This window comes from Streptomyces sp. NPDC058307 (assembly GCF_042880295.1).
Lineage (GTDB): Bacteria > Actinomycetota > Actinomycetes > Streptomycetales > Streptomycetaceae > Streptomyces.
The window spans coordinates 1-19,180 of the sequence record NZ_JBHVYZ010000008.1 but is presented as its reverse complement, the minus strand read 5'-3'; the positions used below and the strand labels follow the sequence as shown (position 1 = coordinate 19,180).

Genomic DNA, 19,180 nt, shown 5'->3' with positions numbered 1-19,180 from the left:
CTCGAGCGGTGGGGCGGGGCTCAGGGGTACGGATGGCCGGTGCGGCGGGCCGGCTGTCCTGGCCGGTGGCGAGGACGGAACCGGCGATGCGGTGACCGGACGGGAACGACGCTCACGGCGTCGCCCGGGTCAAGGTAGACGGGCTCGCGGCGTCTGCACTTTTCGTCCCCCTCGTACTGAACGTCACCCATACGGCCTGCGCATAGCACCCTACATCCGTACCCCCATCGCCCCCGTGCCGTATACCCTCACGCACCGTCCCTGCGGGCCGCTCCCGTCCCGCCCTAAGCTCTACGGCCGCCATCGCCCCGACCGGTAGGCGTCCAGCAGTTGCCGACTGGCGACCGTGAAGGGGTGTTCGAGGCCCAGGCCGCGTTCCCGCCGTTCGACGACGTCGCTCATCAGCGCGATCCCCTCCTCCACGTGTCCGAGCGCGGCCCGGGTCCGGGAGAGGAGTTGCCGGGCGGCGAGCACGATCGGGTACTCGGGTCCGAAGCGCCGTACATACGTCTCGGCGACCCGCCGGATCTCCCGGTCGGCCTCGTCGAAGCGGCCCAGGAGGTACAGCGCCCACGCGTGGTTGTGTCGGGCGCCCAGTGTCACGGTGTGGTCGGGGCCGAGGACCCGATCGCATTCCGACGGCAGCGTGAGCAGTGTGCCGCCTTCCTCGGTGACCACTTCGGCGGCGGGCAGCATCTCCAGCAGGCTGGCACGGGCCCGCAGGGTCAACGGATGCGTGGGACCCAGCGCCGAGCGCCGCCCGGCGACGGTTTCGCGCAGCAGGGCGACGGATTCCTCGCGTCTGCCGAGGTTCGCCAGCACGAGCTGGAGGCCGTAGCCGCTGTCCGTGGTGTCGGGGTCGTCGGCGCCGAACAGGCGCTCCTGCGCGTCCCGGACCGTGCGAAGCGCCGCTTCGGCTTCGGCGTACCTGCCCAGACGGAACAGTGCCCGCCCTGCCCTGGAGCGGGCGGCGAGGACCGTACGGTGATCCGCGCCGAGTGGTCGCTCTGCAAGGTCCGCCGCGCTTCGGGCGGTCTCCCAGGCGGAGAGGTAGTCACCGGTCCGGTGCAGGGCGACCGACAGCCGTGTCGCGACGGTCAGGGCGTCGGCGGCGGACGGCCCGCCGATGTGCCGCAGCAGGGCAAGCGCGTGAGGCACCAGCAGGCGTAGTCGCGGATCGTGCGGACCCGCGTCGGGTACGCCGGGCACGGCCGCGTCGAGCAGCCGGACGGCTGTCGTGTCGAGGGCGACCACCAATTCCGCGGGGGTCGCCACCGAGACGCTGTCGAGCAGGATGCCGTGACTCTGTAGGCAGCGCGCGCCGGCCGCGTCGACCAGTTCGGACAGCGACTGGTCGAGGAGGGCTCTGAGGGCTGTCTCGGTTCGGGCACGAGGCAGTACGGCGTCGATGTCGGCGTGGTTGAGCAGAGTCAGCGGCAGCGGCTCGGCGGCGAACCGGGCCAGCAGTCTGAGCAGGGCCGCCGCTTCGGACAGTCCGCGCGCTTCGAACGCGTCGAGGGTCAGTTGCCAGGTCAGGCCGACCAGGTGCCGGGGGTCCGCTTCGGACAGCGCGTCGGCTCCCCGGTCGATCAGCTGGACCCGTCCGTCTCCATCGAGCTGGTCCGCGTAGGCGTCCAACGTCCAGGGGTCGATGACCTGGTGGGAGAGGAAGCCGCCCGCCAGGCTGAGGGCGAGGGGCAGCCGCCCGAGCCGGTCCGCGACCCGCGCCGCCTGCTCCGTCGTACCGCTGTGCGGTGCGAGATCGCGCAGCACGAGCGCGGCGTCCTCTCGGGGCAGTACGCCGATGTACTGCAGCTCGGCGCCCGGCCACCACCGGGCCGCCGCTCGCCGTGTGGTCACCAGGACGGTGCCGCGCGGGCTGCTGCGCAGCCAGTTGCCGTCCCGCAGGATCTCCGGCTCGTCGATGTTGTCCAGGACCAGTAACCAGGGTTCGGCGGAACGGTCGAGATACGTCCAGACGAGATCGGCGGCGGGCCTGAAGCCGTTGCGTGCGGCGAGCAGTTCACCGTCGCCCGCCCCTCGGTCGGCGGCGACGGCGAGCATCCCGGCGCGCAGGCTCGCACGATCGGAGGCGTTGACCCACAGGCCCACCCGTCCCTGTTCTCCGGTGGCCTCTTGAAACAGGGCGCAGGCGACCGCCGTCTTACCCGACCCGCCCATTCCGTACAGCACGTAGACCTGGCCGCCGCGCCCCTCCTCGACGCTTGCCCGCAGGCGTTCCATCACCTCACTGCGGTCGCGGAGCGCGACGGGAGGCCGGCCGACCGCCGGGCGTCGCACCGAGTCCGGTCCGGCGTGCTCCGGTCCGTCATCGCCGTAGTGGTGGTGTTCGCTGATGTGCTGGTCGCCCCGCGACTGGTAGACGCGTCCGTGGTCCTCGGCGTGGCCGTCCGTCCCGCCCGTCATCGCTCTGCGATGCGCTGGTCACGTCCCGCTTGGTAGACCCGGGCCTGACCGGACGCGGCGGCATGCTGGGTGATCCGCGGGGCGGCCGAGGCTACGGGATCGAGTTGGTCCAGCAGTGCGCGCAGTTCCTCGACGGCGGCGGGCCGGGCGACGAGCAGCCGCCGCACCAACCCCTGCCACTGAAGGCGTAGTTCGTCCAGGGTTTCCTGGTCGTCCGCCGCCACGGCGGCCAGCACGTCCTCCCGGCCGGCCTCCAACTCGGCAACGACGGTCTCGGCGCGCTCGGGTTGCGTCCGGCGCCAGAGCTGTGTGATCCCGTCACGCACACGGTGCCAGGCATCGGTCGCCATCAACGTGACCAAGGTGGCCCCCGCGCTCTGTGCGAGCGCGGTCACTTCTGGGTCCACAGCCGCCCCTCCGTTCACCCGATTATCCGACAGCACAGATGGGAAGTGTCACCTGTCAGGCATTGGCATGATTTTCTTTCCGATCATTATCATTCCAGCCCTGAGCGACATGAGACAAGGAGGAATCAATCCTCGCCATTACCCCTTCGGGCTGGTTCTAACACATGATCAGGCGGGTAAGTTGCACGCTACAGTGAGACATCCCGATCGATCGAGGGGGCGACGGAAATGGCCAGGCCATGGGAAGCAGATCCGGACACAGGTTTCAAACAGCGCCTGGGAAAGACTCCCCAGGAGCTCGGCAACACAACCGGAACTCCTGACTGCCCGGACATCTGGGAACTCACGAACGGCGACATCGCTGTCATCGGCCGCGATCTGACCCAGTCACTCGGCAGGAACCTTCCCGACGGGGTCTCGATCGGGTCGGACGAACGCCTCGTAGTCATCCCCCGGAACATGCTCATCGCGGCGAAGCCGGACATCCCCAGTGTTTGATTCCTTCCCCGGCCGCGCCTCCGAACGCCTGGATCGCCCCACGTACCACGCGGACTTGGGCCGGGTCTACAGCAGTGGGATCGACTTCCTCAACAAGCTTGAGCGCGGCCAGCACTTCAAGGAGCGCGGCTTCCCGAGCTGGGAGGCCTTCGCCGACGGCGACTGGGAGGGGGCGCTGTCCCTGGCCGAGGAGAGGCGCGAGGACTACGCCGAGGAACTCCGCCAGGCGGCGAGGCTGGGCGTCAGGCACCGCCGCCTACGTGTCGTGGAATTCCCGGTCACACCATACGTGCAATGGGAGTTATTCGTGCTGCGCGTACGCGTGGACCTGGGCGACGACATCAAGATCCTCGACGCTCGCGATATTTCGAACATCGAGCGGAGTCGCCCAGTTCCAGAAGTGGTGATTCTCGGCGATGTAGCCATGTATGAGGTCGTTTACGACGAGGACGGAAATGCGGCCGGAGCCAACCGTTACACGGATCGCTCACTGATCCGGGAGACGAACGCCGGATTCGATGCACTCTATGAGCGCGGTGAGGGATTCCACGATTTCTTCGACCGGGAGATCGTCACCCTGCCTCCGCCCCAGGTGTCCGGTGCTCCGACGGGTCTTCGTGGTTCGCGGTGACCAGCTGGGCGGGATGACGAGCGAGGCCCTCATCCCAGCAGGGCTGAGGAGTGCGCTCGCGGTGTCAGGACTGCGGTTCCTCCAGCTCAATGGCAGTGGCGTCTGCACCATGCTGTGCAGAGTCTGCTGTGGCGAAAGGTTCGTGGTCTTCCACGACTTCGCCGTCCACGACTTCCCCCTCCATCACTCGGTGCGACGGGTCCGCCAGCGGCAGGCTGGAGAGGTGCTTTTTGAGCCTCTTGGCCATCGGAAGGTAGGTCGCAAGGGTGAGCCCGCCGGAGACAACGGCCCCAACGAGAGGGATAGCCTTCGAGACGGCCTTCGCGAAGGACTGCTTCGTCATCTGGACGCCGAGGTAGGCCGCGACCTTTTTCACTATCGGGTAGACGACACCCTGGGTGAGTGCCTTCTGGGGCAACTTCTTGGCGACCTGCTTCGACATCATCCCGGCGACCTTCCCCACAGCGGTGTTCGCCGACTGGGTGCCGAACATCACGCCGAAGAACAGGGTGAGCACCCCCATGGTCGCGTCATCGACGTCATCGCCGTCGTCGGAGAACAGATCGGGCCAGCTGTAGAGGTAGGCGAGTTTCTGAGCGATACGCACCATGTGGCCGAAGTACTGGGCCAGGTCGGCGGGCACAGTGGCGGGAAGGGCGAGGACGCCGGGTATCCCGGCAGCGGCGGACAGAGCGCTGACCTTGCCGGTTTCGAAGCGGATGGAGTCATTGGCCACCTTGTCGAGAACCTCAACAGGGATGCCGGCCGCAGCGGGCGTCTCTTCTATCGCCCTCCGGATGTCGTCCTCGGAGCAGTGACGAGCCAACGAACTTCGGAGGTACGCCTCCCTGTTGATACGCACACCGGGAAGCTTTGCTGCCGCCAGCAGCACCGCGGAGAAGCGCGACTCGGGGTTCTCGATGCCTTTGCCCTGTTTCATAGCAGGAACTTACAGTAGCTCCGCGCTCCAAGGGCCGGACTTTGTATGCCCAGTTGTGGCCTGCTGATGTGGGTGACGGTGGCGTGCGGGCTGGGTCCATCACGATGTAGATCGTCATCCGGGAAAGCGACCACCATCGCGAACCGAACGTCTCTGGGCGACGTTGATCGCCGCGGCGGCCAGCGCCGGCGCGACACCCGATAGCAAGGCGCCGGGGCTGCTGAAATTGACGCGACACTTCGCGGAGACCCGCCCATAACCGCCAGGCGGAGATGCGTCTGCGCCAGCTGGCCGGCAGGCCTACCGGCTCCCCGGCCAGGCGGCTCTCGCAGGCTGCCCTACTTGCGGGCTGCGGCCTCGTACCGGTCGACCTGGTCGCGCAGAAGCTTGATGGCCGTGTCGGCTTCCGCGTCCGTCAGACCGCCGGTGCCAACGTTGATCAGGGTGGGCCCGTCGAGGGTGAACTGCTGGAGCAACGTGGTGCCGTCGCTGTCGATGCGTACGCCAAGGGACCGGTCACCAAGCTTGTCCACGCTCATCGGCGAGTACTTCAGCACCGCCCCCTGGTAGGTCTCCTGGTGACAGGTCTCGAGCGCCTTCTCCATCGCGGTGAACGACTCGGCGGCATCGATCGCGCTCGCGTACTGCCGAAGGCCGACAGTTGCAATCGTGGCGGTGAGCCCTCCGCCCTTCTGGAAGGTGCGGGTGACCTGAATTCGCGCCTTGTGCGGCTGGCGGTAGTCGCAGAACGTCTTGTCGCCTGTGCTGGCGCTGCTGTCAGTTGACCAGCCGGCAGGCATCTGCGGCAGCGACAGCAGAGCGGACGTGAGCTGGGCCCTTGTGAGGAGCGCCGCCTGTGGAGTCGGAGAGGAGGATGCCGGGCTGGACACCGAGGAGCTGTTCGACGCGGCAGGCTTTGCGGCCGTGGGCGTGGCTGTGTTGCTGCAGGCAGCCAGCGCCACGGACATGGCAGCCGCGCCGAGCGCGCCGAGGTATTTCCGATGAAGCACGGAGATCTTTCCCCTGAGAAGTGTGAAGAAGCGGTGGAGAGCACGGATGCCGCGTGAAGCCTATGTACTCAGGGAAGCTGCACTACCTCGGGGCCCGTTCAGACGATACGCAGGGCCCTCGGCAAGCACACCGCCTGCCGAGGGCTCTGCCCCTGTCAGAGTGCCGCGAACTGGACGAACGCGGTCCAGGCCGTGGGTTGTACGGCGAGTGCGGCGCGGGTTGTGTCCTTTGAGTCGCGGACGTGGACCGTGCCGGGGCGGGTGGCGACCTCGACGCATTCGCCGCCTTCCTCGCTGCTGTAGCTGCTCTTGCGCCATGTCAACTGGTCTATCGGCGGCTGATGTACGTGCGCGTTCATGGCTCTCCCAGCAACTTCTCGACGTATGCCAATGATTCACGAGGAGTCAGGGCCTGCGCCCGGATGATTCCGTACTTGACCTCCAGCGCACGGACCCGCTCCCGCTCCGTCTGCAAGCGACTCACGTTCTGTACCTCTGCGTACGCGATCCTGCGCCCTTCCTTCGTTTCGATCAAGGTGAAGGGCCCAGCCATACCAGCGTTCTCCTCACGGTCGAGCGGCATCACCTGGATCTCGATGTTCCGCCGCTCCCCCGTCAGGAGGATGTGCTCAAGCTGACCACGCAGGACTCGCCGTCCTCCGATCGGACGCCTCAGCACAGCCTCATCGATGACAAAGCTGGCGAGCGGCGCATCACTGCTTGACAAGATCCCCTGCCGAGCCAGGCGCGCGGACACTCGCTGTTCGATCAGCTCGTCAGCCATGGGCGGTCGCATCATCATGAAGATGGCCCGCGCGTACTCCTCCGCCTGCAAGAGCCCAGGCACCGCCTGGTTCGCGTACACATGAAGCTCGACCGCTTCGGCCTCCAACTTGGCCGCATCACGGAAGAACGCCGGATACTGAGCCCGAGCCACCTCCTCCTTGCTCGCGCTCAACACCCCACCCGCCCCGAGCACTTCATCCGCCTGGCCGATGAACTTCGACGGCGGAATACGTCGTCCCTGCTCGAACGACGCGATCGTCGAGGCCGAGTACCCGGTCAGCGACCCGAACTGCGCGCGGTCCATCCCCGCTCGCTCCCGGAACAGCTTCATCTGTCGGCCGAATACGCACAGCATGCCCGTCCCGAACTCGTTCTCCGGCTGCTGAACCTCGTCGTCCACGCCGCAGCTCCTCCCGTACGACCATCACGGTCACCGGACACCGCCCACCCAACGCGCGGCCCCGCAACCAGTCACGCCCAACACCGCGTACAAGCTCACCGCCCACGCGTACAGCCCGCACCCGTCAGCGCATCCCTCCTGTTCAACGCTACTCAGAGTTCGCAACCGTTGACCGCATGAAGTCACCAACTCCCCCGAACGGGCATATTGCACAGCACCCTGCACCGGAACGCGAGTTCACCATGCGGTTCACCTCAACCCCACGCGGCGCTCGCCTCGCCCGCCGACTCGTCTCGCACCGCCTGAACGACTGGGGCCACCCCTACACGACCCCGGTCAACGAGACGCTCACCCTCATCACGGCCGAACTCACCGCCAACGCCGTACGCCACGGCCATGTCCCTGGTCGGGACTTCCACGTCCAACTCACCCTGGCCGAGGACACCTTCCGCATCGAGGTGACCGACAGCCGCGCCGAGAAGCAGCCCCGGTCCACTCCCCCGACCCCCGGCTCCGCATCCGAGTCCGGCCGCGGCCTCCACCTCGTCGCTGCCCTCGCCGACGACTGGGGCGTCACCCCTCGCCCGGCCGCCCCCGGCAAAACGGTATGGGCCAAGCTGGGCCTACCGACCAGCGGCCACCCGCGCCGGCATCCGGTGGCCCCTCGTCCGGCAGACTCGGCATCGGCGTACGGGCACGACACCGAGTCGTTTCCGGCTACTTCTTCATAGCGGCGCGACGGCCTCGGGTTGCGGCCGGGGGCTGCCAGTTGCGGAGATCGTCGTCCGTGAGTCCGTGCTCGCCCTGCTTCTGCTGTCGGTAACCGGCGAAGAAGTCCGCTGGGGAGCCGCTGTAGAGCATGTCGAAGTCGTTGTGCCACTGGTACAGCCACGGCTGGAGTTCCAGCAGGCCGGCGAGGAACGGCGTGATCTCCTCGGTGGACAGCGCGGTGTTGGTGAAGTACGTGGCGAGGGCCTGCGCCTGCTCGCGGTGGTTCCAGCCAGCCCAGCCATACAGCTCGGGGGTGGCGGCGTTGGTCTGCCCGTACGAGATGAACCGCTCCTTGGGCACGTCGAGCTTGCCGCGCGCCCTCCAGTAGGAGGGGCGGAGGAAGTCGGCCGAGGTGTATTTCGGCGGTACGGGGATGGAGTCCCGGATCTTCCGCTTGGCGGGCTCGTCGGGCGCGGCGTCCTCCTTGCGCTGGAGGTCCCACACCTCTTCCCAGTCCGCGCGCTTCTTGAGACCCGAGGGCTTGTAGCGCAGGGCGGAGAGGAACGGCACGTGCTCGTCGGTGATCAGCTCGGCGACGACCTTGGCGAGTTCCTTGCGGGGTGCGTGAAGCTTGGCGACGGAGACGAAGTCCTCGTCGCGGGAGAGAGCGTCGGCGAGGCGGGCCAGGGTCAGGATGGTGGGCTGACCGTTCTCGTCGAACCAGTGGTCGCGGCTTTCCATACGGTCGAGCAGCCAGGAGCGCAGGGCCTTCTCCTGCAGTGCGTCCCAGCCTTCAGTAGCCCAGCGGCGCTTGTACTCGGGTCGCTCAACCATGCCGATGGCACGGTTCGACTCGATGGCGTCGATCCGCTTCTGGACGATCTCGCGGTAGGGGCCGGGCCAATGGGCGGGGAGCTCGGTGATGGGAGTGGAGTTGTGCCGCTTGAACCACTCGTCGCTGGCCTCACCGGCGGCGACACGACGGGCAAGGACGATCTCGAAGGCACGCTCACCGAGGGCGAGTTCGGGGATGTTGGGATCGTCAGGGTCCTCGGAGACGCGAAGGTCTTCGGAGTGGAGGTTGTAGAGGGAGTAGACCTGCCAGTCCAGCTCCTCTTGCAGGGCGATCATTCGGGCTCGCGTTGATTCCCAAGCAAAGCGGGCATCATGCAAGGTCGAAGGGGTAAGAGTCTGCCCGTCTGCGATTTCTTTAGGGGCCACGGAGGCGAGACTCTGGACGTGCCGGTCAATACGCTCAGAATACGCATCCGGATACGCGACGGGTAGAGGAAACTTCTCCAATTTACTGCCCGAGAACTCGAAGAAGCTCTCCCAAGCAAAACGACCCGTCCCCCGCTCGCCACCACGGTTACCCTTATCATGGTTCACTTGCTTCAGCCAAAATGCAGCCGTGGAGCTGTTCAACAAACCAACCAAGCGCAAATAATCGCGTTCAACGAGCTCAGGCTTCAACTTGATCACTGGCGCGGATCGATTGAATAGAAAACCTGAGCGGTCAAGGGCAAAGTGGTTATGACTCGCCACGAAGGCGAACGACACGCCTAGAGTGCTCCCCAGCTTACTGCTGTAGTTCTCTAGATGCACATACCAAGGGCGACCATTTTCAGACAATGACTTACCAAAAATCTTTCGACGCCCCAAACGCGTTCGATCCCGCCACAACAGTCGTTCGACCACTACGTTTGATTCAGACGCGAGCTCAGTTTGCGCCAAATCAACATACGGGTTCGCCACTAGTAGACTGCCGATAAACTGGTAATCGCGAACAGCATCTCCCGCGACAAGGGCTCGCACACTGGCCGCGTAGCCGTACCGCTTGGCAGTCGCCAAATCAGGGATGAAGAAAGCATCATCAGCACCAGTAGAGGTCGTCCGCCCAATACTTGAGGTCAGATCTTTGAGACTACCTACCGAAGCACCTTCGATCTGTTCAACCATCTCCAGTCCGCCATCCGAGAGAATCCATGGTTGAGACCCGAAATAGCGGACACGATCAAGGTCGTCTACAGATACCCACTTGCCGGTCGAGCCGGGAGTATCGATTTGATCCACAATTGCACGCCATACGTAACCGTCTTCCCCCCTCTCTGGCATACCCGGTTCACCCTGGACGCTCCTGACGGTCCGGACGGTTTTAGTACGACGAGAGCTGGAGTTAGGCTTGCCGACAAGGATTACCGTTGGCGTACCATGACCAGGAATGTAGGCACCAGAGGTGTCGATCACTTCCAGCAACTCAACCCGGTGACGGAAATAATCCTGAATCAGCCTTGATCCAAATTCCCGCTTCATGAATGAGTTGCCGTAATCTGACCCACCATACCGTAGCCGGTGCCGTCGAGATTTCCTTTTTTAGCGAGCTCGAAGAATCGCTGCGCAAATGGCACCGACATCGCATAATTACCGGCACAAGCATCGTATAGTTCCCGATAAAGCGCATTAAGGCTTGAATCTGAAACTTGGATGTACGGAGGATTCCCCACTACCACATGATATCGTCCCTGCTGAAGAATTTCTGGATGCTCGTGCACGTCCTCTGTGGTGTATTCGAAACTGGCGAGGGGGTCGCTAGACCCGTCCTGGTCAAGACCCAAGGTAAGTTCAAGTTGTCGAGCTTTGATAAGCGAATCTCCAACAGCCAAGTTCACCGGCCACTCGTACTTAGCCGACTCCCCGAGCGTCCGCGCACCACTGGCCGCCATAGCCGCAACCAGCAGCCGGAACCGAGCAATAGCTACAGCGAACGGGTTGATGTCCACCCCGTGCACTGAGTCCAGCGCTTCCCGCACTCGCTCATGCACATCCCGCCCCGGCTGCTCCTCACCCCACAGCCGGACCAGCCGCCGGAACGTGCCAAGCACGAAGTGACCCGACCCGCACGTGGGGTCAATCATCTTCAGGCCCTCGTAGCCGAACTCCCGCACCGCGGGGTTCATAGTGCGGTCGAGGATGAACTCCTCCACAAACTCCGGCGTCTGGAGTAGCGCGTACGTCTCCCGCGCGGCTTCGCTCAAGTCCTGGTACAGGTCCCCCAGGAACCGCGTGTCCCACCCCTCCGTGCCGTCCTCGTTCAGCGGGTCGGTGAAGTCGTGGACGAGGACGCCCGCCTCATCCCTCCCCCGCCAGAACTCGACCAGCTCCCGCGCACCGTCATGCGACAGCGGAACCTGGTACAGCGGGTTGTGCCGCTTATCGAAAAGCAGCCGCCCCGCCTGCCCCTGCCCCAGTTCCTCGAACGCCTTCTCCAGCCACCCCCGGTACGTCGGGTCATCGTCCGACTCCACATACGCGTCGTACCGGGACTCCGCCAGCTCCCGCCGGTCACCGTCCGGCCCCGTCAGGTACGGCTCCGGGATCAGCCGGTTGTCCTCGCAGAACCGTACGAACACAGTCCCCAGCACCCACGCCACCGCGACCTGCGTGACCCGCTCGTCCAGCCACGAGGTCCACGTCGCCGCCGTACGCCCCAGCTTGCGCGCCTGGTCGTACTCGGCCCTCAGCCGTGCACCGACATCCCCCAGCGCCTTCACCTGTCGCCCGAGGTCAGCCTCGACCGCCTTGACCTGCTGCTTCAGGTCGTCCAACAGAGCCTTGCCGTCGATCACTTGACGTCTCCCTCGACACCACTGGCACTAGCCACAACCTCGCCGGACCCCCGATGGGCGTTACCCACCCACGTGTCCGGAAGCTGAATCCACTCCCCCAGGCCGGCCTGGTACGGCACGGCCACCTGCCCGAGCCGGGGCTCGCGCGAGGGGTCGCTCTGCGGGACGAGGAGCCACAGTCCCCGCCCGCCCCGCCGGGCCGCCGACGCCAGCCGGTCCAGGACGCCCATCGCGTCGTACCGGGCGAACACCCCGGCCTCCGTCAGCAGCACAGGACCGGCGCGCCCACCACCGTCTCCCAGCAGTTCCGCAACCCGGGGCTCGACCGCGCCCCACGCCGTCCGCACGTACTCCGCGAACCGCACCGCGCCCTTCGAACCCGGCTCGGCGGCATCCGCCTTGAGCAGGGTCTCCCACGTCGGCTTGGTCCCCGGCGTGACCTGCGCGTGCAGGGCCTCCAGGAACAGCTCGGTCACCGACAACGCATCCGCGCCCAGCCGCTCCGCGCCCAGCTCCCGCACCGCGTCCCGCACCAACTGCTGCCGTACGGTCAGCACCCGGTACCCGTCCCGGCGGGCCGACGCGAGCAGCCGTTCCTCCGCGCGCACCGCGCCCGCGAGTTGCGGGTCGTCGGCGTACCGCGTCACCGCGCCCGTACGCGTCGACTGCCGCCACGCGCCCGTCGTCAGGTAGCTCGACGCGTCGTCGACCCGCGTCGGCAGGTAGCGCAGCACGCCCTCGCGCTCGTGCATGCTGAGCGACAATTCGAAGCCGGCGTCGCGCAACGCCTTGGTGAGCGGGCCGCCCGTCGGCAGTTCGTGGTGCGTGCCGCCACGCCCGTCCGGAACGACCATCTCAGGGAAGCGAGCACGGACCCGCTCGTGCACGGCCTCGCCGGTCAGACCCGGCTGCTGCCCCTCCGGCATACCCGGAATCCAGCGGACGAGACCGGCCTGCGTCAAGCGCAGCGCCCGGACTAGCGACAGGTCCCGCGGGTAGATCTCCAGGCGCGGAGTGGCGGCGGCGTTCACGGAAGCCGCCGCCGCCAGCTCCACCATGCGCCGCTCGTCCCAGTTGACCGTGCCAGGCGGCACCGTCAGTGCGCCCAGCTCGGCCAGCACAGTGGCCGCCGTCGGCACGGTGTCCAGCTTGGCCAGCCGATCCGCCGTACGGCCAAGACGGGTCGCGTACTCCAGCAGACCCGGCGCGGTCGGGGTGTCCGGGCCGTCGTTCTCCCGTACGTCGAGCGCAAGCAGGCCGGCGCCCAGGGACTCGTCCGTCGCCTTGCGGTTGGGCTGGTGCTGGAACTCGGCCTCCTGTGGCACCAGTTGCTCCACCTCGACCACGGCCCGTACGGCCGCCAGCGCCATCGCGCGCCGCTGCTCACGCCCCGCGAGATGCGTGCCGCGCCGGACCGCCAGGGCGTCCGCGATCTCCACCGCCGAGGCGACCCGACCCATGCTCACCAGCAGGTCGATGATCTCCTCGCGCAGTGCCTGGACGGCGGGCTCCGCCTTCCAGCGCTTGCGCTCCTCCTTGAGCATCTGCGGGATACGGCCGTGGCTCAGGGCGAGCGCATCGGCGACGTCCTTCTGTTTCGGCCAGACGCCGATGTCGGGCAGCACGCCGTGCTCGTCGGGCAGACGCAGCAACAGACGTACCATCTCCGCCTTGTTGCGGTTGGAGCCGTTGTTGTTGACGGCGGGCACGAAGATGGTGGCGAGGGTGTCGAGGCTGACGGAGCGCAGCGTGCGGGCCGGCAGCGCGGCCGCCGACTCGCCTGTCGCGAGGTGGCCCACCAAGGCCGACTCGGCGGCCGTGAGCTGGTCCAGCTCCTCCTTGGCCTCCGCGCGGCCCTTCGGGGTCAGCGGCGAGACGGGGATCTCGCGCAGCCGTTCGCCCCACTCGCGCTGGCGCTGCTGGACCTCGTTGCGAGTCTTGGCGCCGAGGCCGGGGGCGTTGACGAGCTTGCGGCGGCTGTAGTCGAGGAGTTCGCCGACCGTCGTGATGCCCAGGCCGTACAGGAAGGACTGCGCGGCGAGCGTGAGACCGGAAACGGTCAGCGAGGTGTCGCGGGTGACCTCGGCGGCGAGGCGGTCGCGCTGCTGCTCGGCGCTCTCGGGCTCGGCGTCCGCGATCACCCCGGCAGCACCCTCGGCGGGCAGCCCTTCCCCCGTGGTCGTGGCCGCCGGGGCCGGGGAGCGGGTGCGGTGGCTGGAGGGGACGGTCTGGGAGGCGTCGAGGAAGACCTTGCGCCAGGCGTCCCGCATCGGCTTCAGCTCGGGGTACCGCTTGGCCGCGTCGCGGTGCAGGGCCTTCTGGAAGAAGGCGACGAGACCGTCCCGCACGGCCGGGTCGAAGGCCTCGGCCGCGATGGTGGGGTACGGCCACTCCTTCGCGTCGGTCATGCGCGGCGGGAGGCTGCCGTCGCCCCACTTGGGCAGTTCACCGGAGGCCATCTGGTGCAGGGTGACGGCGACGGAGTACCGCTCGGCGTGCGAGTCGTACGAGCCGCGCGTGATGACGTCGACGAAGGGGTCGAGGTAGCCGTCGGTGCCCGCGTCGGTGTTCTTCGCCGGGTAGCCGGCGAGGGAGAAATCGATGAGGACGAGTTCGCGGGTGCGGTTGGGGCGGATGCGGATGGCGATGTTGTCGGGCTTGATATCGCGGTGCCAGACGCCCTCACCCTCCAGGAAGTCGACGGCTCCGAAGAGGTAGTCGCCGTACGCCTCCAACTGGTCGACCTGGAGGCGGCCGTTCTCGCGGAGCTGGCGGGCGACCGTCTCCTCACGACGGCGCGGGCGCACCCCGGCCTCGGTGCCCTGCCCGTTGTCGTCGCGCTCGTCACCGACGTACTCCAGCGCGAGGACCGTACGGCCGGCGATGTGCAGCGGCTCCGGTTCGACAAGGCGGATGATGCCGGAGTGGGGGCGCAGGCGGCCCATGGCCTCGGCCTCGCGGGCCAGGATCTCGCCACGGTTGTCGGAGAGGGCGACCTTCAGCACGGCCAGCGAGCGGGTCCTGCGAGCCTCGGCCTGAAGGTCGCGGACGAGGAAGGCGCGGCTGGTGGAGCCGGTGCCGAGGCGGCGGCGGATCTCCCATCGGCCGGCGAACACGTCACCGGCGACGGCCTCCAGCGGGTCCTTGTCGACGGGGGGCGCGTCCTCCTCGCTCGGCCCCTCCGTGCCGGTGGTCGCCGTGGCCGGGGCGGTCAGGGAGTCCTCGACGACCTCGAGCAGTTCCAGGAACTCGTCGACGCTGGAGAGGCGTTGACCCGGCCGGTAGGCGGTGGCGGCCTGGACCAGGTCGTCGACGTCCTCCGACAGGCCGTCCACCAGGGAGCTGGGGCGCAGACCCTCCCCCGCCTCCAGGCGGGCGAGCAGCTCGGCCTGGCTGGCGGCCGGGGCCTTGCCGGTGACCAGCAGGTAGGTGAGGACGCCGAGCCCGTACACGTCGAGGTAGACGGGGTCGGGGTTGAGCGCGGTGAGCTCGGGGGCGAGGTAGGCGTCGGCGTCGTCGGCCAGGTGCATGGCGGACAGGGCGGTGGGCGCGAAGCGGGTCATGCCCTGGCCCTGGGAGGAGTCACTGCTGCGCTGGGTGGCGATCTGCCAGTCGGAGATCTGAAGCTGCGGGGTGATCCAGGCGGCCTCCTCCCCCACGGCGCGGCCCTTCCCGCCGCGCGGCCGGGGGACGACGAGCACGGAGCGGGCGGCGAGCGCACGGTGGTGGATGCGGCTGGAGTGCGCGGAGCGCATGGTCTCGGCGAGCTGGCGGACCAGCGCCATTCGGCCGAGGATGTCCAGCTTCTCGCCGTACTGGACCAGGTACTCGTCGAGCTTCAGGGTCGCCGGGTGGTAGTCGAAGATCAGCGCGGGGCCGGCGGCGTGCCCGGAGGGGAAGTACTGCTTGAGCTCGACCGCGCCCGGGTGCTTGAAGCGGCCCAGCACCGCGGCCTCGCGCCGGGCGGCGTTCTCCACGGACTGGCGCAGCGAGGCGTCGGAGCCGCGTTCGCTGAGGTAGATGCGGACGCGGGCGGCCTCGGGCAGGTCGCTGTGGCGGGCGAGGTAGTCCGCCCAGGTGGGCCCGGAGTCGAAGGACTTCCGTTCCAATTCGTACGGGCCGACCTTGTACTGCGCGTCGCTCTTGCGGATGCCGATGCTCTTGAGGGCCGCCTCGATCTCGCGTGAGCCGATCGCCGTGATACGGCGCCGCTCGTCGCGCGGGGGCTGCCCCAGCATCTCGACCAGCTGGTCGACGGTGTAGACACCGTTCTGGTCGTGGGCGGGCAGCCGTACGCGAAGACTGTTGTCCGTGAAGCAGACGGCCTCGGCGACCCAGACCCGCTGGCCGCCGGACTGTGCGAGCAGACCGGCCAGCTCCTTGGCCTTGCGGTTGACCAGGTGCAGCGGATTGCCGTGCGTACGGCGGCGGCCACCGGGAGTGGTCTGGACCCAGGTGCCGTTCTCCGACGTCACCGAGCCGTGCCAGTCCTTCAGCTCGATCATGCAGACGCCGCCGGGGGCGACAACCAGCAGGTCCACCTCGCGGACGTGGCCGGTGTTCGCGGTGAAGGTGAAGTTCGACCAGGCACGCCAGGGGTCGGAGTCCGGGAGCTTCTCCCGGATCGCCTCCAGGCCACGGCGTTCATGATCGAACTCGGACTCGGTGACCGTGACCCACCGGCCTTCCCGCATGCCTGTTCCCCGCTCCTCGTGTCCCGCAAGGGCGACCGTTCCCCATGGTCAAGCCCAGGGTGCAGATCCTAGTGCCTGCATGTGCCAGGAGAAGAGGTGGTGAAGGAAGGGACTGCCGGGCTTTCGGGCCAGATCAGCGCGCTACAAACATGCCCCCTCGCCGTAGCCGCTCGCACGCGGGCCGACGGTCGGCAAGGCTCGATGTCCGCCCAGCCCACGCGCTGGCTCGGCAGCGGCCAAAATTGATCTACACCAACTTCGTTCTGCACTAATCTAGTTGTCCGCTGCGCACCTTCCCGGAGGGTACGTCGGCGGCGTTGAGGTGCTGGTCCAAGCCGTGGCCGGCGAGTGGTTTCCACCGCGTGCTGCACGCGGTGTGAGAGCGGATGCCCGGTAGGGCGATCCCTGCCATTCCCGGCTCACACCTTGGAGTGGACACCGATGAACCCCGCTGAGTGCAAGCACGCACGTCGTCACCTGATCCGCAGGATCCTGGTCGACGTCGCTGTAGGAGTCGTCACCAGTCTCCTGGTGACGGGTCTGACCGCGGCAGCGCGCCTGGTCTTCTGACCAGGCTGGTGGCGGGCCCGGAGAGCCCGCCACTCCCCGTACGTCCGCGTATCAGAACAACCGGAGCTCGGGCTCCTGAGGGCCGCCACCTGTCCGCCTGTTGCGCGGGCGCCGTCCTCTTCGCGGCCGGGGAAGATGCGGGACACGTGCCTCCTGCGGCAGGTTCTCCCAGGTGGGGCGCAGTCCGTGGATGGGTGTTTCGCCGACGAGCTTCTTGAGATACGCCCGGGTCTCGTCGTCCGAGGAGTAGAGCACCGTCGCTCGGCTCGCCCGGGTCATCAGTACGTGGTAGGCGTGACGGACGAGCCGGGCGAACTCGTCGTCGTCGACGCTGCTGGCCTTCACCTTCGGATCGAACGATCCTGGTACGGCGACCCGCTTGACCTCCGAGCCCGGGACCTTCCATTCCTTGCCCCTCTGGAACACCCAGCGGCCGTCGCGGCGCACCATGTCCTCACCCATGATCACGCCGCACCAGTCCCATTCGAGGCCCTGCGCGGTGTACACACAGCCGATCTGGTCGATGCCGTTCTCGTGCACGGACCAGATCTTCGACGGTGGTGCGTCGTTCTCGCAGAAGCTGTCGCTGTCCGCGTTCCACGGCCGGTGCCAGTCACCGATGCGGACGTCGGCTTCCAGCCTTCTCTCGTCACCGAGCGGCTTGGTCCAGGGCCAGCAGTACCCGGCGACCATGCGTGCGGAGGCCCCGGCCAGGGCCTCGGTACGGATAATCTGTTCCAGTTCCGCGGGGCTGTCCACCACCTCGACGTGCATGAGGCCGTCCGGTGTCCAGGGATTCGGCTCGTCCTCCGTCACACCGAGCGCGGCACGCACCCAGCGGATGTACCCGTCGCTGCCACCGCACCGGAACTGCTCCCTCAGGGGGTATTGCGCAAGATGGGCGTCGTAGCGTTGTGCCGCCTGCTTGATCAGGCCGACGGTGCCGACCTCGTTCGGCCGTACGGTCTGGCCTTCGTCGAGGAAGAACACCGTCAGACGAGACGCGTCCAGCAGCTCGTCCACCTGGGGTTTCGTGCCCTGTTCCTCGGGCTTCCAGAAGCGGTTGGTGGAACGGTCACGGATCCGGTGTGCCTCGTCGCAGATCAGCACGTCCAGGGGCGGGTCCGGTGGGGTGACGAAGCTGCTGAAGTACGTGAAGGTCTCCCTGAACTCCCGGTCGCCGTAGCCGACGTGTTCCTGGATAGCACCGTTGAACGCCCGGCTGCCGCTGGCGTACTTGACGGTCCGGCCCTGGGCCTCGAGTTCCGCCTTCAGCTGGAGGCCGATGGCGCTCTTCCCTGTTCCGGCACCGCCGGTCACGAGGAAGATCACGCGCCGCTCGTCCGGCACGAGGGCCGGGCGCAGAGGGTCGGGAAGGACCTTGGAAGCCGTTTCGAGGATCTGGTCGGCGACCGTCTTCTGCCGCCCACGCAAAGTGAAGACGGTGTCGTCCCCACGCGACCAGATCATGGCGTCGAGCAGAGGCGTGTTGCGCAGGCCCAGGCTCCTCAGGAGTATCTCCGCCTCGGAGGCCCCTCCTTCGGCGGCGAAGTTCGCCCGAAGATCCGACAGCAGTTGGTCACGCCGGTCACGGGTGTAGACATGGGCGTACGCTCCGGTCGGCGCGTCCACATCGATCAACGGCTGCACAGAAGCCTCGGTGGCGTTGTGCAGGTAGGCGAATCCACCGCACTCGAATTCCAGTCCGTGGAGCGGACCTCTACTGCTCGTGAACGCCTCGTAGTACTCGCGCAACTGCAGCGCCGGGTGCTTCTTGTCGTCCATGCCCGGCACGTGCACCATGTCAGCGGTGGCCCGCTCCACCCTGGTCACCATCGACCAGCGCTTCAACTCGACCAGCTGGACGGACAGTCGGCGCTCCTGCGGGTGGTGGCCCACGAGGACGACGTCGATGAGCCGGGGATCTCCCGGCCGCTCGGTCTCGTCGAGCGTGGCAGCGCACTCGACGATCATCTCCACGTTTCCGCGACCGGCGGCGACCAGGTCGTTGGCAAGGCTGACCAGGCTCTCAGCCCAGGCCAAACGTTCCGTCAGCGAGGCATCCTTACCCCGGAAATGTCGCCAACGGGCGGCAAGGTGAGGCACCATGCGACGCCTTGCATTCAGGGTGAGCAGATCATGCGCTGCCAACTTCAGCAGGAGCATGGACACGAGGTGGTTCCCCCAGGGCACGAGTGACTCGTGCGGGTGGGGGCATGTCCCTGGGGAAGCCCGTCGGGCCGCAACCGGTAGTAGTGATCTTAGGAACAGGGCCGCTCACGGCGAAACCACCTGGAAGCTGGTCGGCCCGATCCATGAGGGTCCTGGCCGGATCTCTCTGATGCTCCTATTGCCTGTCAAGCGGCTTGGAGCCAGTCGCGGTAGGCGTGGGCGAGGTCGTCGTCTCTGCGGATTCCGCGTTCGAGGGTGGAGATGGTGGCGGGCCAGACTCCGAGGTGCTGTGCGGCAGCGGTGAGGGT

12 protein-coding genes and 1 pseudogene are annotated in these 19,180 nt (G+C 67.2%); 4 read left to right on the top strand and 9 right to left on the bottom strand.

From position 1 onward, the window contains the following. Positions 1-291: 291 nt before the first annotated feature. Both ACFVYN_RS08435 and ACFVYN_RS08430 read right to left on the bottom strand, forming a co-directional pair. A complete protein-coding gene (locus ACFVYN_RS08435; RefSeq protein ID WP_389994334.1) occupies positions 292-2,427 on the bottom strand; it encodes a tetratricopeptide repeat protein in 2,136 nt (711 codons plus the stop codon). After that, positions 2,424-2,834 carry a hypothetical protein gene (locus tag ACFVYN_RS08430; RefSeq protein WP_389994332.1) on the bottom strand — a complete coding sequence of 137 codons (411 nt, stop codon included), beginning with the start codon at positions 2,832-2,834 and terminating at the stop codon, positions 2,424-2,426. Before ACFVYN_RS08430 ends, ACFVYN_RS08435 begins: the two co-directional genes overlap by 4 nt. A gap of 228 nt (positions 2,835-3,062) precedes the next feature. On the opposite strand from ACFVYN_RS08430, the gene ACFVYN_RS08425 reads away from it, so the two are divergent. Continuing rightward, a complete protein-coding gene (locus ACFVYN_RS08425; protein ID WP_266513328.1) occupies positions 3,063-3,332 on the top strand; it encodes a hypothetical protein in 270 nt (89 codons plus the stop codon). Further along, positions 3,325-3,963, top strand: coding sequence for a DUF6879 family protein (locus tag ACFVYN_RS08420; RefSeq protein ID WP_389994330.1), 639 nt, complete (start codon positions 3,325-3,327; stop codon positions 3,961-3,963). Before ACFVYN_RS08425 ends, ACFVYN_RS08420 begins: the two co-directional genes overlap by 8 nt. A gap of 64 nt (positions 3,964-4,027) precedes the next feature. On the opposite strand, the gene ACFVYN_RS08415 is transcribed toward ACFVYN_RS08420, so the two are convergent. The 4 genes from ACFVYN_RS08415 to ACFVYN_RS08400 all read right to left on the bottom strand — a co-directional run bounded on the left by ACFVYN_RS08415 (position 4,028) and on the right by ACFVYN_RS08400 (position 7,099). Beyond that, positions 4,028-4,903, bottom strand: coding sequence for a hypothetical protein (locus ACFVYN_RS08415; RefSeq protein WP_389994328.1), 876 nt, complete (start codon positions 4,901-4,903; stop codon positions 4,028-4,030). A gap of 338 nt (positions 4,904-5,241) precedes the next feature. After that, positions 5,242-5,913 carry a hypothetical protein gene (locus ACFVYN_RS08410; protein WP_389994326.1) on the bottom strand — a complete coding sequence of 224 codons (672 nt, stop codon included), beginning with the start codon at positions 5,911-5,913 and terminating at the stop codon, positions 5,242-5,244. Between the two features lie 155 nt (positions 5,914-6,068). Continuing rightward, a complete protein-coding gene (locus ACFVYN_RS08405; RefSeq protein WP_389994324.1) occupies positions 6,069-6,272 on the bottom strand; it encodes a DUF397 domain-containing protein in 204 nt (67 codons plus the stop codon). After that, positions 6,269-7,099 (bottom strand): helix-turn-helix domain-containing protein, encoded by an 831-nt coding sequence (locus ACFVYN_RS08400; protein WP_389994322.1) that lies wholly within the window; start codon positions 7,097-7,099, stop codon positions 6,269-6,271. Before ACFVYN_RS08400 ends, ACFVYN_RS08405 begins: the two co-directional genes overlap by 4 nt. Positions 7,100-7,341: 242 nt before the next feature. Between ACFVYN_RS08400 and ACFVYN_RS08395 the strand changes: the two genes are divergently transcribed. Further along, positions 7,342-7,830, top strand: a complete 489-nt coding sequence (locus ACFVYN_RS08395; protein WP_389994320.1) for an ATP-binding protein — start codon at positions 7,342-7,344, stop codon at positions 7,828-7,830. Here ACFVYN_RS08395 and pglX read toward each other — a convergent pair. Further along, a pseudogene (pglX, locus tag ACFVYN_RS08390) lies at positions 7,817-11,436 on the bottom strand (BREX-2 system adenine-specific DNA-methyltransferase PglX). The gene ACFVYN_RS08395 and the pseudogene pglX sit on opposite strands and share 14 nt — an antisense overlap. Then, positions 11,433-16,130, bottom strand: coding sequence for a BREX system serine/threonine kinase PglW (pglW, locus tag ACFVYN_RS08385; protein ID WP_389994318.1), 4,698 nt, complete (start codon positions 16,128-16,130; stop codon positions 11,433-11,435). The pseudogene pglX and the gene pglW overlap by 4 nt, the downstream one beginning before the upstream one ends. Positions 16,131-16,571: 441 nt before the next feature. Here pglW and ACFVYN_RS08380 point away from each other — a divergent pair, with 441 nt between their 5' ends. Beyond that, on the top strand, positions 16,572-16,700 hold the full coding sequence (locus ACFVYN_RS08380) for a DUF6408 family protein (protein ID WP_389994316.1): 129 nt from the start codon (positions 16,572-16,574) through the stop codon (positions 16,698-16,700). 51 nt (positions 16,701-16,751) lie between these two features. Here ACFVYN_RS08380 and ACFVYN_RS08375 read toward each other — a convergent pair whose 3' ends face one another. Next, a complete protein-coding gene (locus ACFVYN_RS08375) occupies positions 16,752-18,743 on the bottom strand; it encodes a DUF2075 domain-containing protein (RefSeq protein WP_389994313.1) in 1,992 nt (663 codons plus the stop codon). Positions 18,744-19,180 lie beyond the last annotated feature (437 nt).